Source organism: Nitrococcus mobilis Nb-231 (genome assembly GCF_000153205.1).
In the GTDB taxonomy this organism is placed as follows: Bacteria; Pseudomonadota; Gammaproteobacteria; order Nitrococcales; family Nitrococcaceae; genus Nitrococcus; species Nitrococcus mobilis.
In genome coordinates this window covers 1204121-1216964 of record NZ_CH672427.1, presented here as the reverse complement: position 1 = coordinate 1216964, position 12844 = coordinate 1204121, and the positions used below count along the sequence as shown (strand labels likewise).

At 59.2% G+C, this 12844-nt stretch carries 16 protein-coding genes; 15 read left to right on the top strand and 1 reads right to left on the bottom strand.

What is annotated here, in order from left to right; translation table 11 throughout:
* Positions 1-98: 98 nt before the first annotated feature.
* The 9 genes from NB231_RS05575 to hisD are packed head-to-tail and all read left to right on the top strand — an operon-like array spanning position 99 to position 6776.
* Positions 99-944 carry an ABC transporter ATP-binding protein gene (locus tag NB231_RS05575; protein ID WP_005000462.1) on the top strand — a complete coding sequence of 282 codons (846 nt, stop codon included), beginning with the start codon at positions 99-101 and terminating at the stop codon, positions 942-944.
* Entirely contained in the window at positions 941-1717 is a 777-nt protein-coding gene (gene mlaE, locus NB231_RS05570) for a lipid asymmetry maintenance ABC transporter permease subunit MlaE (protein WP_005000461.1), read from the top strand. Before NB231_RS05575 ends, mlaE begins: the two co-directional genes overlap by 4 nt.
* Positions 1718-1746: 29 nt before the next feature.
* On the top strand, positions 1747-2244 hold the full coding sequence (gene mlaD, locus NB231_RS05565; protein WP_005000460.1) for an outer membrane lipid asymmetry maintenance protein MlaD: 498 nt from the start codon (positions 1747-1749) through the stop codon (positions 2242-2244).
* Positions 2241-2864, top strand: coding sequence for an MlaC/ttg2D family ABC transporter substrate-binding protein (locus tag NB231_RS05560; protein ID WP_156776909.1), 624 nt, complete (start codon positions 2241-2243; stop codon positions 2862-2864). The genes mlaD and NB231_RS05560 overlap by 4 nt, the downstream gene beginning before the upstream one ends.
* Positions 2861-3220: an STAS domain-containing protein gene (locus NB231_RS05555; RefSeq protein ID WP_005000457.1), complete on the top strand. Its 360-nt coding sequence runs from the start codon at positions 2861-2863 to the stop codon at positions 3218-3220. Before NB231_RS05560 ends, NB231_RS05555 begins: the two co-directional genes overlap by 4 nt.
* Complete coding sequence (locus tag NB231_RS05550; RefSeq protein ID WP_005000456.1) at positions 3217-3456, top strand: BolA family protein; 240 nt, start codon at positions 3217-3219, stop codon at positions 3454-3456. The genes NB231_RS05555 and NB231_RS05550 overlap by 4 nt, the downstream gene beginning before the upstream one ends.
* A gap of 10 nt (positions 3457-3466) precedes the next feature.
* Positions 3467-4726, top strand: coding sequence for a UDP-N-acetylglucosamine 1-carboxyvinyltransferase (gene murA / locus NB231_RS05545; protein ID WP_005000453.1), 1260 nt, complete (start codon positions 3467-3469; stop codon positions 4724-4726).
* A gap of 22 nt (positions 4727-4748) precedes the next feature.
* The gene (gene hisG / locus NB231_RS05540) at positions 4749-5429 is read left to right on the top strand and encodes an ATP phosphoribosyltransferase (RefSeq protein ID WP_040661903.1); all 681 of its coding nucleotides are present in this window, start codon (positions 4749-4751) and stop codon (positions 5427-5429) included.
* A gap of 18 nt (positions 5430-5447) precedes the next feature.
* Positions 5448-6776, top strand: a complete 1329-nt coding sequence (gene hisD, locus NB231_RS05535) for a histidinol dehydrogenase (RefSeq protein WP_040661900.1) — start codon at positions 5448-5450, stop codon at positions 6774-6776.
* On the opposite strand, the gene NB231_RS05530 is transcribed toward hisD, so the two are convergent.
* Positions 6771-7940, bottom strand: a complete 1170-nt coding sequence (locus NB231_RS05530; RefSeq protein WP_005000448.1) for a S1C family serine protease — start codon at positions 7938-7940, stop codon at positions 6771-6773. The genes hisD and NB231_RS05530 overlap by 6 nt on opposite strands.
* A 101-nt stretch (positions 7941-8041) precedes the next feature.
* On the opposite strand from NB231_RS05530, the gene NB231_RS05525 reads away from it, so the two are divergent.
* The 6 genes from NB231_RS05525 to NB231_RS05500 all read left to right on the top strand — a co-directional run bounded on the left by NB231_RS05525 (position 8042) and on the right by NB231_RS05500 (position 12766).
* Positions 8042-8800, top strand: a complete 759-nt coding sequence (locus tag NB231_RS05525) for a Nif3-like dinuclear metal center hexameric protein (RefSeq protein ID WP_005000444.1) — start codon at positions 8042-8044, stop codon at positions 8798-8800.
* A 181-nt stretch (positions 8801-8981) separates the two neighbouring features.
* Entirely contained in the window at positions 8982-9581 is a 600-nt protein-coding gene (gene petA, locus NB231_RS05520) for a ubiquinol-cytochrome c reductase iron-sulfur subunit (protein ID WP_040661897.1), read from the top strand.
* Complete coding sequence (locus NB231_RS05515; RefSeq protein ID WP_005000440.1) at positions 9578-10897, top strand: cytochrome b; 1320 nt, start codon at positions 9578-9580, stop codon at positions 10895-10897. The genes petA and NB231_RS05515 overlap by 4 nt, the downstream gene beginning before the upstream one ends.
* The gene (locus tag NB231_RS05510; RefSeq protein WP_005000438.1) at positions 10894-11661 is read left to right on the top strand and encodes a cytochrome c1; all 768 of its coding nucleotides are present in this window, start codon (positions 10894-10896) and stop codon (positions 11659-11661) included. The genes NB231_RS05515 and NB231_RS05510 overlap by 4 nt, the downstream gene beginning before the upstream one ends.
* Positions 11662-11713: 52 nt before the next feature.
* Positions 11714-12343, top strand: a complete 630-nt coding sequence (locus NB231_RS05505; protein WP_040661894.1) for a glutathione S-transferase N-terminal domain-containing protein — start codon at positions 11714-11716, stop codon at positions 12341-12343.
* Positions 12344-12367: 24 nt separating this feature from the next.
* Positions 12368-12766, top strand: a complete 399-nt coding sequence (locus NB231_RS05500) for a ClpXP protease specificity-enhancing factor (protein WP_005000432.1) — start codon at positions 12368-12370, stop codon at positions 12764-12766.
* The last annotated feature ends 78 nt before the right edge of the window (positions 12767-12844 follow it).

The window sequence follows — 12844 nt, the reverse complement described above, 5'->3', positions numbered from 1 at the left end:
CGCCGAAAATAAGAATTTCCAACAAGTACTTCGATGCCCCGTCTGCTGCTATTGCACTGCCCGGTGGCGGGTGCAGCGGGTAGTTCGAGCGATTACACATGGCAACTGTTACAGGTGATCGAACCAACGGCTGCGTGGTCGAAATCGAGAATTTGCACTTCTCGCGTGGGACGCGGCGGATCTTTGCGGGCGTGGATATCGGTATCCGCCGGGGCGAGGTTACCGCGATCATGGGTCCGAGCGGTACCGGCAAGACAACCCTGCTGCGCTTGATCGGTGGGCAGCTGCGTCCGGATGCTGGCCGGATCCGGGTCGATGGGGTGGATGTCGATACGCTCAAGCGCCGAGGGCTCTATCAGTTGCGCAAGCGCATGGGGATGCTATTCCAAAGCGGTGCGCTATTTACTCATTTGAACTGCTTCGAGAATGTGGCCTTTCCTCTGCGAGAGCATACCCGTTTGTCGCAAGCGCTGATTCGGCACCTGGTGCTGATCAAGCTCGAAGCGGTCGGCCTACGCGGTGCCCACGCGCTGTATCCGGCCGAACTCTCCGGTGGCATGGCCCGCCGCGTGGCTTTGGCGCGCGCCCTTGCCTTGGATCCGATGGTCGTCATGTATGACGAACCTTTCTCCGGGCAGGATCCTATTTCCATGGGCATTTTGGTACGCCTCATTCGTCTGCTCAATGATGCGCTCGGTTTGACCAGCATCATCGTTTCCCACGACGTGTTGGAGACGGCAGAAATTGCCGACCGCGTTCATGTGATCTCTGCGGGCAAGGTGGTGGAGTCCGGGTCGCCGCAAGAGCTGCGTGCGTCATCTTCCGAGTGGGTCCAGCAATTCCTCAACGCTTTGCCGGATGGGCCGGTGCCGTTTCATTATCCGGCACCCTCGCTCGAGGAGGATTTGTTCGGCAACAGCGGTGTCGGGGTGTCCGCGCTATGATCGAATGGCTGCGGCTGTTCGGCGAGCAGACGCTGGCCGCGACCGCTCGCCTTGGGCGCGGTTACCTGTTTCTGCTGCGCGTGCTGCTCGGTCTGCCGGGGTTGCTGCTGCGCCCCGGTCTGGTGATCACTCAGATCTACGCCACCGGCGTGCTCTCACTGCTTATCATCGTGGTCTCGGGACTGTTCGTTGGAATGGTGTTGGGGCTGCAAGGATATAATACGTTAGTGAACTTCGGTGCCGAGCAGTCGCTGGGCGTGCTGGTGGCGTTATCACTTACCCGAGAGCTGGGGCCGGTCGTCTCGGCGTTACTTTTCAGTGGCCGCGCGGGTTCGGCGCTGACTGCGGAGATCGGGCTGATGAAGGCCACCGAACAACTCTCGGGCATGGAGATGATGGCGGTGGATCCGGAGCGTCGGGTCGTGGCGCCCCGCTTGTTGGGTGGAATGATTGCGTTGCCATTGCTCGCGGCGATTTTTACGCTGGTAGGCGTGTTCGGCGGCTATTTCGTGGGCACGGTGCTGCTCGGCGTGGACAGTGGCGCGTATTGGTCACAGATGCAGGCCCAGGTCAGCTTCACCGACGATGTGGTCAATGGCGTGATCAAGAGCCTGGTGTTTGGTTTCGTCGTCAGCTGGACCGCGGTATTCGAGGGATTCGATTGTGCACCGACCTCGGAAGGCGTGAGCCGGGCCACGACCCGAGCGGTGGTGCACAGCTCGCTTGCGGTGCTGGGCTTGGATTTCATCCTGACCGCGCTCATGTTCGATTGAGCGGAGTCACAAACGCACGGACGGGACGCATGCAGAATTCGCGGTTGCTGGAGATCGGAGTGGGACTGTTCGTTCTTTTGGGCTTGGGCGCGTTGCTTACCCTGGCTCTGAAGGTCAGCAACATATCGGCCTTTCAGCAGACCCAAGGCTATGACGTCATCGCTCAATTTCAAAATATCGGCGGGCTGAAAGTGCGCGCGCCGGTGACGCTAGCCGGGGTACCGGTGGGTCGGGTAGAAAGCATAGCCGTCGATCCAAAAACGTTCGAGGCACGGGTGGTGCTGACCATATCCGATAAATATGCCAACCTACCGCAGGATACCAGCGCCAGTATTTTTACCGCCGGTTTGCTGGGAGAGCAATACATCGGATTGCAACCCGGTGGCATGGAAGAGGTACTCAAGCCCGGTGACGAGCTCATGTTGACCCAGTCGGCCGTGGTGCTCGAGCAGTTGATCGGTCAGTTCCTGTATAGCACGGCTTCGGGGGCCTCGGAGAGCCAGACGGATGGAGGGCAGGAGCCTTGATACGCCGAATCGTTGTAATGTTTGTCATGGCCTGGGTGGCCGTGGCGACCAATTCGGCCGGTGCGAACGTTGTGCCGCCGGATGTGTTGGCGCGGCAGACGACCGAGCAGACGCTGCAGGCCATTAGGGCGCATCGCGCTGAGATCAAGCGCGATCCGTCCGTGATTTATGATTTGGTCAAGAAATTGGTGCTGCCGCATTTCGATTTCGAGCTCATGAGCCGCCTCGTGCTGGCTCAACATTGGCGTACGGCCCAGCCTGATCAGCGCCAGCGCTTTGTCGATGAGTTTCGCCAGCTGTTGGTGCGCACTTACGGCCGATCATTAGCCGAGTATTCCGGGCAGACTGTGGAGTTCGAGCCGCTGCGCTCAGAGCCGAGCTCGAAGCGCGCGACCGTGCGCTCCAACATCAAGCAGGCTGACGGTCCACCGATCCCGCTCGACTACAAGCTTTACAAGAAGGGGGGCGATGGTTGGAAGGTCTTCGATGTGATTACCAATCATGCCAGCCTGGTGCAAACTTACCGTAGCTCTTTTAGTGCTGAGATTCGACACAACGGGCTGGACGCGCTGATCGAGCAGCTCGTGCAGCGCAACACCGAGAGCACCCGCTCGCCGTGAGCGCAGCGCATTTTGCAAGCCGAGATGAAGAAGGGCGGCTGGCATTGCTGGGCGAGCTGACCTTTGAGACGGTCCCTGGACTGAGCAAGGAACTGGACTCGATGTTTAAGCAAGGGCCACGGCTGTGCGTCGATCTCGCCGGGCTTGAGCGGGTGGACAGCGCGGGGTTGGCGCTTTTGATCGAGTGGGCGCGTTTGACTCGCACCTCTGGCCATGCCCTGGAATTCATCAATACACCACAACAGCTCCTTACGCTTGCCCGTCTCAGCGGAGTCGAGCAGATGTTGCTGCTCTTGTCGACGGATTCCGGGGTTGAGGCGGACGGCGGCCGGCGCATTACAGGAGATCATCCATGATGAATCCGCAGCAGATCAAACAGCTGATTGAAACCGGTTTCACCGATGCACAAGTGGAAGTTGCCGGTGATGGCCGACATTTCCAGGCGCTTGTCGTCAGCCCGGATTTCGAAGGCGCGCCCATGCTCAAGCGCCACCGCATGGTTTATGCTCTCTTGCAGGAGCACATCGACAGTGAAGTGCTGCACGCGATCTCGCTGCGCACGCTGACCCCCGCGCAGCGGGCGGCGGAATGATGGTTGATCGATGGAGCGTTTGATCATCCAGGGTGGTCACCCCCTGGAGGGATCGGTTCGTATCTCGGGAGCGAAAAACTCAGCCCTGCCGATTCTGGCGGCGGCGTTACTTGCAGACGGGGCAAGCCAGATCGGTCGTATCCCACACCTGCATGATATTACCACTACCATGGAGTTGCTGGGCCAGATGGGCGTGCGTCTCACCGTTGACGAGCGCATGAACATCGAGGTCGACCCGCGCGGGCTCCACGAGTGCTACGCCCCTTACGAGCTTGTGAAAACCATGCGGGCCTCGATTCTCGTGCTTGGCCCGCTACTCGCCCGCTACGGGCAGGCCGATGTTTCTCTGCCCGGGGGATGCGCGATCGGGAATCGGCCGGTCAATCTGCATGTGGAGGGTTTGCGTCAGATGGGCGCGACCATCCATGTGGAGAACGGCTATATCCGGGCGCGTTGTAAGCGACTGCGCGGGGCTCGCCTGGTTATGGATCTGGTGAGCGTCACCGGCACAGAAAACTTAATGATGGCGGCCACTTTGGCCAAAGGGACCACCGTTATCGAGAATGCGGCTCGGGAGCCAGAGGTTATTGATCTGGCCAATTATCTCAACCGCATGGGGGCGCGGGTAAAGGGCGGCGGTACGGATACGCTCGTGATCGAGGGTGTTGAACGTCTGAGCGGGGTACACTACAACGTGCTGCCCGATCGGATTGAAACCGGTACTTATCTCGTGGCCGCCGCTATGGCCGGCGGTCGTATCAAGGTAAAGGATACCCGGCCGGAATTGCTGGAGGCCGTGCTGCTCAAGCTAGAGGAGGCCGGCGCGCTGGTGCGCACCGGTGAGGACTGGATCGAGTTGGATATGGCCCGCGAGCGCCCGCGTGCGGTAAAGGTGCGGACCGCACCCTATCCGGGTTTCCCGACCGATATGCAGGCTCAGTTCTGCGCTCTCAACGCGGTGGCGAGCGGTGTGGGGACGGTGACGGAGACGGTATTCGAGAACCGCTTCATGCATGTGCTCGAGATGCAGCGCATGGGTGCCGATGTGCGTCTCGAGGGGCGCACGGCCATCAGTACCGGTGTACCCCAGCTCATGGGGGCACCGGTCATGGCAACCGACTTGCGCGCCTCCGCCAGTCTTGTGTTGGCGGGCTTGGTGGCTGCGGGCGAAACGGTCGTACAACGTATCTACCATATCGATCGAGGCTACGAGTGCATCGAAGAGAAACTTGCGCAACTCGGTGCCAACATTCGGCGCATGCCCGGTTGAAGCGCAGGAGCCACTGTTTGCCGTGAGCGACGACGATACACTAGTTATTGCTCTGTCGAAGGGCCGGATTCTAAGGGAAACCTTGCCGCTGCTGGGTCACGCTGGCATCGAGCCGGTGGAGCCGCCGCAGGTGAGCCGCCGGTTGCTTTTGGCTACCGGCGTGGCGCAGGTACGGCTGGTGATCGTGCGCGCCGCGGACGCGCCGACCTACGTCGAGTATGGTGGCGCCGATGTAGGTGTGACGGGCAAGGACGTGCTCATGGAGTATGGCGGGCAGGGGCTCTATGAGCCGCTGGACCTCGGCATCGCCCGCTGTCGTCTCGTAATCGCCGGTAGACCCGGCGCAAACGTGACCGCCCGCCGCGTTCGTGTGGCAACGAAATACGTCAACATCACCCGCCGTTATTTTGCCGAACAGGGGCGGCAGGTGGAGCTTATCAAGCTCTACGGTTCAATGGAGCTTGCGCCGCTGGTTGGATTGGCCGATTTGATCGTCGACCTTGTCGACACCGGCCGCACCCTACAAGCCAACGGTCTCGCGCCACTTGAGCACATCGCCGACATCAGCTCGCGCTTGGTGGTCAATCGGGCGGCGATGAAGACCAAACATCGGCTGATCAAGCCGTTTCTGGCGCGGATGCAGGCCGCTGTAGCGGCAATGCACCGCTCGGCGGCGAATTCAGGGACAACCGGCAAATCCTGATCACGCTGGGAGCGGGAGATGCTTACGATCAAACGTCTGAGTACTACACAGTCGGATTTTTGGGGCAGCCTTCGGCGGCTAATGGATTGGGATAGCGGCGCCACAGGACAGGTAGAGCAAGTCGTCGTCGAGATCCTTGAGGCGGTACGACGGCGCGGCGATTCCGCCGTGCTGGAGTATACGGCCCGCTTCGACCGCATCACGGCAAGCTGTGTCGCTGAGCTGGAGATTTCGCCCGAGCGCAGGGCCACCGCTCTGGACAGGCTTCCGAGTATGCAACGCGAGGCATTGGAATTCGCCGCGGAGCGAATCCGCGCTTATCATCAGCGGCAGAAAACCGAGTCGTGGTCTTATACCGAGCCCGACGGCAGCATTCTCGGCCAGCAGGTGACGCCGTTGGAGCGCGTGGGAGTGTACGTGCCGGGCGGTAAAGCGGCTTACCCTTCCTCGGTGCTTATGAATGTGTTGCCCGCGCGTGTGGCCGGAGTCGATGAAATCACCATGCTCGCCCCGGCGCCGGGAGGCGAGATCAATCCCTTGGTTCTCGCTGCGGCACAGATCGCGCGAGTGGACCGATTGTTTACCATCGGTGGCGCCCAGGCCATCGGTGTTTTGGCCTATGGCAGCGAGACTATTGCTGCAGTGGACAAGATCGTTGGTCCGGGCAATGCCTATGTTGCGGAGGCTAAGCGTCGGGTCTTCGGTCAGGTCGGGATCGACATGATAGCCGGGCCTTCGGAGATCATGGTCGTTTGCGATGGCCAAACCGATCCCGAGTGGATCGCTGTCGACCTGTTCGCCCAGGCCGAACACGATGAAGATGCCCGCGCCATGCTCGTCTGTCCCGATCCGTTGTATTTGGATCAAGTGCAAAGCGCTATGGAACGACTTTTGCCTGCGATGGAACGCTCCGAGATTATTCGCGCTGCCCTCAACAGCCGCGGAGCGTTGATTTGCGTCCGGGACCTTGCCGAAGCAGCGGATGTGGTCAATTTCGTCGCCCCGGAGCATCTGGAATTGTCGCTGATCGAGCCTGAACGAATGCTCAGCGCCGTGCGCCACGCCGGGGCGGTGTTCCTGGGCCAAAATACCGCCGAAGTCTTCGGCGACTACTGTGCGGGACCCAATCATGTCTTGCCGACCTCGCGCACAGCGCGCTTTGCCTCGCCGCTCGGAGTGTATGATTTTCAGAAACGCACCAGCTTGGTACGCTGTTCTGGCGACGGCGCCGCTCGCCTGGGGCGCATCGCTGGGCGGCTCGCGCGAGGCGAGGGACTGACCGCGCATGCACGGTCGGCTGAATATAGAGTGCAAGAATCTGACGACGAACAGCAACCGCCCCTATAATCGGCGCGGGCGCTCCTCAATTGGGACGCGGCGTTGGAAAGCGAGGCCGTCGTTGTGCAGTCCAGATACCACGATTGTGGTACCCGGCTTTTGGGCCGTAATTACTGTAAGGAGATCGTGGATGTCGGCGATCGGGTTCCCATTTATGTTCAGCACCATATCCCCTGGATTTAACCCGGCCCGGGCCGCCGGACCGCCGCGTTGCACACCGGCAATGAGTACCCCATGTGCCGAGGCGTCTAACCCGTATGCAGCGGCCAGCTGCGGTGTGATCGTCTGGATCTGAACGCCGATCCAACCGCGGATCACGCGACCGTTTTCGACGATGCCTTGGAAAACGCCACGCGCCAGGCTGATCGGGATGGCAAAACCGATGCCCAGTGATCCTCCGGTACGGCTAAAAATGGCGGTATTAATACCCACTACTTCCCCGTGCACGTTGATCAGCGCACCGCCGGAGTTGCCGGGATTAATGGCGGCATCCGTTTGAATGAAGTTCTCGATCGTGGCCAAGCCGAGTTGGCTGCGCCCGGTCGCGCTTACAATACCCTGAGTGACCGTTTGTCCGATACCGAAAGGGTTGCCAATGGCGAGCACGACGTCGCCGACCCGCAAGGTTTGCGAATGGCCGAGCGTTACGGTGGGCAGTCCCTGCAGGTCGATTCGCAACACCGCCAGGTCGGTTTCGGGATCGCTGCCTACGATGAGCGCCGCGGTGCTGCGCCCGTCGGAGAGCAGCACTTGGATTTCATCCGCGCCATGAATCACGTGATTATTCGTCAGCACATAGCCCTTGCTGCTGATCACGACGCCGGAGCCCAGAGAGGTCTCCAGGCGTTTGCGGGGTTGTTCGTAGCGTTTGCCGAAGTAGCGGCGCAGCATGGGTTCGTCGAAAAACGGGTGGCGTGGTTCGGCCACCTGCTTAGTGGTATAAATATTCACCACCGCCGGGGCTGCTCGCACGACGGCTTCGGCGTAAGAGACCGGTGCCGTTGTTGCCCCTACCAGGGCGATGCGGCTTACAAGTGGTGCTTCGTGGATCTCCACGATCGGTCGTTCAGTGGGTAACAATCGGGGCGCCAGCCAGATCGTGACCCCCGCAACGGCGACGCCGATACTAAGGTATCTGAGTATGAACTGCGTTACACGCTTATGCGGCTGCACGCCGTTTTATCTCACATTTCACTTGCTCACGCCGCAGCGCGAGGAATCCAGGAGGACAGCAAGTTGGGCTGCATGGATTCGAACGGAGAGTTGACACCTTCATGATACAACTTTCCGAGTTGGTTCGTTACTGTGATGAGCTGCTCGGCACCAGCGGCTTTCACGATTACACCCCCAATGGATTGCAAGTAGAAGGCCGCGACGAGGTGGCTCGCATCGTCACCGGGGTTACAGCTTCGATGGCGTTGCTTGAGCAGGCCATTGCCCTCGGCGCGGATGCCGTGCTCGTACACCACGGCTATTTTTGGAAGGGAGAGCCGCTGCCGGTGACCGGCCTGAAGGCGCGGCGTCTGAGTATGCTGTTGCGGCATGGAGTCAGTCTGATCGCCTATCATTTGCCTTTGGATACCCACGAAGTATTCGGCAATAATGCGCAACTTGGCAAACGGCTTGCCTTTGAGGTAGACGGTTACGCCGAGGCCGGTGGGGTACCGAGATTGCTGGCCTTCGGGCGTCTTGATGTTGCGTCTACCCCGGGCGAACTGGCCGATCGGCTGGCTCGTCTGCTTGGGCGTGCCCCGCTCCATGTGGGGGCCGGCCCGCGGATTATCCGTAAAGTGGCCTGGTGTAGCGGCGCAGCGCAGCGCTTCCTCGGCGAGGCCGTAACCCTTGGGGCCGACGCTTACATCAGTGGCGAGGTCTCCGAGCCAACCACTCATGAGGCCAGGGAGCATGGAATTCACTACTTTGCCGCTGGGCACCATGCGACCGAGCGCTACGGAGTGCAGGCACTGGGCGAGCACCTCGCCGCAAAGCTGTGTCTTGAGCACCGCTTTGTTGACGACCCGAATCCGGTCTGACCTCCCGTGGGCAGTTTGCCGCATGTTCGGTGATGTGCTTGACGACCGGAACGCTATGTAAGATCCTTGCACGCTGCACGCAGCTTGTAGTCATTAGCGAGCCCCGAGAGTCGGCCGTTCAGGCCGTTTTTTCTGGCCATATGTTCAGCTAACCCAGACCCAGCCTAAAGGGGAGATGTGGATGAAACCAGAGGGGGCGGACTTAAGAAGGCGGCGTTTGCTCACCGGGGCGGCTGGTGTAGTCGGTGGCGTGGGCGTGGCATATGCCGCCGTACCATTCATTGGTTATTGGCAGCCCAGCGTGCAGGCGGAAGCGGCGGCCGCGCCGGTCGAAGTGGATATCAGCAAGCTCGAACCGGGTCAGAAGATTGATGTCGATTGGCGGGGCAAGCCAATTTGGATTTTCCGCCGCACCCAACAAGAGCTGGATACCTTGCCGAAGCTCAATGACTTGCTGCGGGATCCTCACTCCGAGATCATCACCCAGCAGCCGCCGTACTGCCAGAATCTGCCTCGATCAATCAAACCCGAATATGGCGTCATGGTCGGCATCTGTACGCACCTCGGCTGCATACCGCTCTACCAGCCGAAGCCTGGTTCAGTTGACGATGAATGGCTGGGCGGTTTTTTCTGCCCATGCCATGGTTCCAAATACGATCTTGCCGGACGTGTTTACAAAGGCGTGCCGGCCCCGCTCAATCTTGCGGTACCGCCGTATTGGTATCCGAGCGAATCGCGCATCGTTATCGGTGAACACCAAGAGAAGGGGGGCGCCTCATGAGCGATGATGCCAAGACTCGGGGGCTGCTGGGCTGGATCGACGCACGTTTTCCCTTCACCAAGCTGTGGGAAGATCACGCCGCTAAATACTACGCGCCGAAGAATTTCAACTTTTGGTATTATTTCGGTTCCTTGGCGATATTCGTGCTGGTTTTGCAGTTGCTTACCGGCATCTGGCTGACGATGTACTACAAACCGAGCGCCGCGCAAGCCTTCGCCTCGGTCGAGTACATTATGCGCGATGTGCACTGGGGCTGGCTCATCCGTTACCTGCATTCCACCGGCGCATCAGCCTTTTTCGTCGTTATTTATCTGCATATGTTCAGAGGGCTGCTGTACGGCTCTTACCGTAAGCCGCGTGAGTTGCTCTGGCTCATCGGCATGGCGATTTACGCCATTCTTATGGCGGAGGCCTTCTTTGGCTATTTGCTTCCTTGGGGACAAATGTCGTACTGGGGTGCGCAGGTGATCACCTCGCTGTTCGGTGCGGTCCCTGGGATCGGCGAAAAGCTCATGATTTGGATTCGGGGCGATTACACCGTCTCCGATGTTACCTTGAACCGCTTTTTCGCGCTGCACGTGGCGGCAATGCCGCTGCTGCTCGTCTTGCTGGTGGCGGTGCATCTCATGGCTCTGCATGAGGTGGGGTCGAACAATCCGGATGGCATCGACATCAAGCGCCACAAGGACACTAACGGTATTCCACTGGATGGCATCCCGTTCCACCCCTATTACACTGTCAAGGACATGGTAGGTGTGGTGGTGTTTTTGATTGTGTTCGTCCTAGTCGTCTTCTACTCACCCACCATGTTGGGGCTATTTTTGGAGCCCGAGAACTTCGAGCCCGCCAATCCCCTCAAGACCCCTGAGCACATCGCACCGGTTTGGTACTTCACTCCGTTCTACTCGATTCTGCGCTGTGTGCCCGACAAACTCTGGGGGGTCGTTGCGCTCGCCGCGTCGATCTTCATGTTGTTCCTTCTGCCCTGGTTGGATCGTGGCAAGGTGCGCTCAGTGCGTTATCGAGGGCGTGGGTTCAAGATCGCCTTGGCGGTGTTCGTGATCGCCGTGTTGATTTTGGGGCATCTCGGTGCGAACCCTCCCAGCCCAGGACGCAATTTGGTGGCACGTATCTGTGCGGTGCTTTATTTCGGCTATTTCGTGTTCCTCTGGATCTACACTTTCTTCGATTTGGAGAAAACCAAGCCGGAGCCGGAAAGGGTGACAAATGGCTCCTTTAAATGGCTATGGGAATGGATACAACAACAGCGTTTGGGGAAAACCAAACCGGAGCCGGAAAGGGTGAGCCCAAAATGAGAAAGCTTGCCTGCTTGCTCGCGATGATGCTGCTGCCAGGGTTGGTCGGGGCGGCCGAAGAGAACCTCAGGCTCATGAACGCGCAGACTGATTTGAGCGATAAGGCCTCTTTGCAGCGGGGTGCGAAATACTTCGTCAATTACTGCTTGGGCTGTCACTCGCTGAAATATTTGCGCTATCAACGCCTGGGGCAGGATCTCGACATACCGGACGAACTCGTGGAGAAGTACCTCATTTGGGGTGATAGCAAAATCAGCTCACCCATCACGAGTGCAATGCGCGAAAAGGATGCCAACGGCTGGCTTGGCGCTGCTCCGCTGGATCTGACGCTGGTGATTCGACGCCGCTCTGGCGGGTTGGATGTGGACGGTGGCGCGGATTGGTTATTTACCTACCTCAATACCTTCTATCGTGATGATAAGACGGCTACCGGAGTAAACAATCTCGTGATACCCAATGCTTCTATGCCGCACGTCCTCTGGCGGCTACAGGGCATTCCGGAGCCGGTCTATCAACGGGCGGATGGTGACGAGTCGAGCAAACAGCGCAAGGTGGTCGGTCTTAAAATGCCCGACGGGGGTGGGGCGCTCAGCAAGGCCGAGTATCAGCGCATGACGCGGGATATCGTGAATTTTTTAGCCTATGCCTCGGAGCCGATCCAGACCACGCGGAAGGCACTCGGTCTGCCGGTGCTATTATTTCTGATCGTTTTCTTGGCCATTATCTATCTGCTCAAGCAGGAATACTGGAAGGACGTGCACTGAGAGTGGGCGGCCTTGCTTGGGTTGCCTATCCAAACTGTGGTGGAGCTGGCACATGGCGGCGGTAAGCCGACGATCCATAATGACGTTGTACTCCGGACCCACCCATTGCGATAGCCACCGGGTACGGTTCGTAATGGCGGAGAAGGGAATTTCCGCCGAGATCATTTCGGTCGACCTTGAAGAGGAGCGACTCATGGATCTGGTGGATCTCAATCCGTACGGGGAGATCCCAACCTTGGTGGATCGCGACCTTGTCCTGTACGATTCCAAAGTAATCAGCGAATACCTTGACGAGCGTTTCCCGCATCCGCCGCTGATGCCGGTTGATCCGGTTTCGCGGGCCAAGGCAAGGCTGGTAGTCTATCGTATCGAGCGAGATTGGTGTCGCCTTTTGATGCAATTCGATTCGGCGGACAGCGAAACCGTGGCGGCCCTGCGCAAAGAGTTGTGGGAGAGCTTGGTGGCCAGTAACGAGGTGTTCGCTTCGGGAACACCATTTTTTCTCAGCGATGAGCTTACCATGATGGACTGTGCCCTCGGACCGCTTATGTGGCGGTTGCCGCATTACGGAGTCGAGATTCCACCGAGCTCTGAAGGGATACACGACTATCAGGAACGGCTATTCGCGTTGGAATCCTTTCAGAAGAGCCTCAGTGAAGCGGAGCGGGCCATGCGCGCTTGATCGGCGCTGAACCGAACCATGAGTATGACCTCTAGTCGGCCTTATCTCATTCGCGCCTTATATGAGTGGATCGTCGACAATGGGTTGACGCCTTATCTGCTGATCGATGCGACTCAGGAAGGCTTAGACGCGCCACTTGAATATGCCGATAAGGGCAAGCTGGTGCTCAATGTGGCGCCGCGTGCGGTGCGGGCCTTGAACCTTGGTAACAGCGCCATCGATTTCAATGCCCGCTTCGGGGGGGCGGCGCGTGATGTCCACCTCCCCGTGCAGGCTGTGTTGGCGGTCTATGCCCGGGAGAACGGCCAGGGAATGCTTTTCAGCGAGGAGCCGGATGGTGACGAGCCACCTTCGGGCCCGGGAGGAAGCAACGCCGGTGCCGGTAATGGCCGCAAAAAACCCCACCTGCGGGTAATCAAGTGATATCTCTCTTCCCCTAAAACACATGGCTCGATGCACTGGGCGGTTTTTTGCGGTGACGTAGGACTGATGCTCGAATAC

Coding starts and splice junctions, on each gene's coding strand:
- NB231_RS05575 (WP_005000462.1), top strand. CDS start 99: ATGGCAACTGTTACAGGTGATCGAACCAACGGCTGCGTGGTCGAAATC.
- mlaE (WP_005000461.1), top strand. CDS start 941: ATGATCGAATGGCTGCGGCTGTTCGGCGAGCAGACGCTGGCCGCGACC.
- mlaD (WP_005000460.1), top strand. CDS start 1,747: ATGCAGAATTCGCGGTTGCTGGAGATCGGAGTGGGACTGTTCGTTCTT.
- NB231_RS05550 (WP_005000456.1), top strand. CDS start 3,217: ATGATGAATCCGCAGCAGATCAAACAGCTGATTGAAACCGGTTTCACC.
- murA (WP_005000453.1), top strand. CDS start 3,467: ATGGAGCGTTTGATCATCCAGGGTGGTCACCCCCTGGAGGGATCGGTT.
- hisD (WP_040661900.1), top strand. CDS start 5,448: ATGCTTACGATCAAACGTCTGAGTACTACACAGTCGGATTTTTGGGGC.
- NB231_RS05525 (WP_005000444.1), top strand. CDS start 8,042: ATGATACAACTTTCCGAGTTGGTTCGTTACTGTGATGAGCTGCTCGGC.
- petA (WP_040661897.1), top strand. CDS start 8,982: ATGAAACCAGAGGGGGCGGACTTAAGAAGGCGGCGTTTGCTCACCGGG.
- NB231_RS05515 (WP_005000440.1), top strand. CDS start 9,578: ATGAGCGATGATGCCAAGACTCGGGGGCTGCTGGGCTGGATCGACGCA.
- NB231_RS05510 (WP_005000438.1), top strand. CDS start 10,894: ATGAGAAAGCTTGCCTGCTTGCTCGCGATGATGCTGCTGCCAGGGTTG.
- NB231_RS05505 (WP_040661894.1), top strand. CDS start 11,714: ATGGCGGCGGTAAGCCGACGATCCATAATGACGTTGTACTCCGGACCC.
- NB231_RS05500 (WP_005000432.1), top strand. CDS start 12,368: ATGACCTCTAGTCGGCCTTATCTCATTCGCGCCTTATATGAGTGGATC.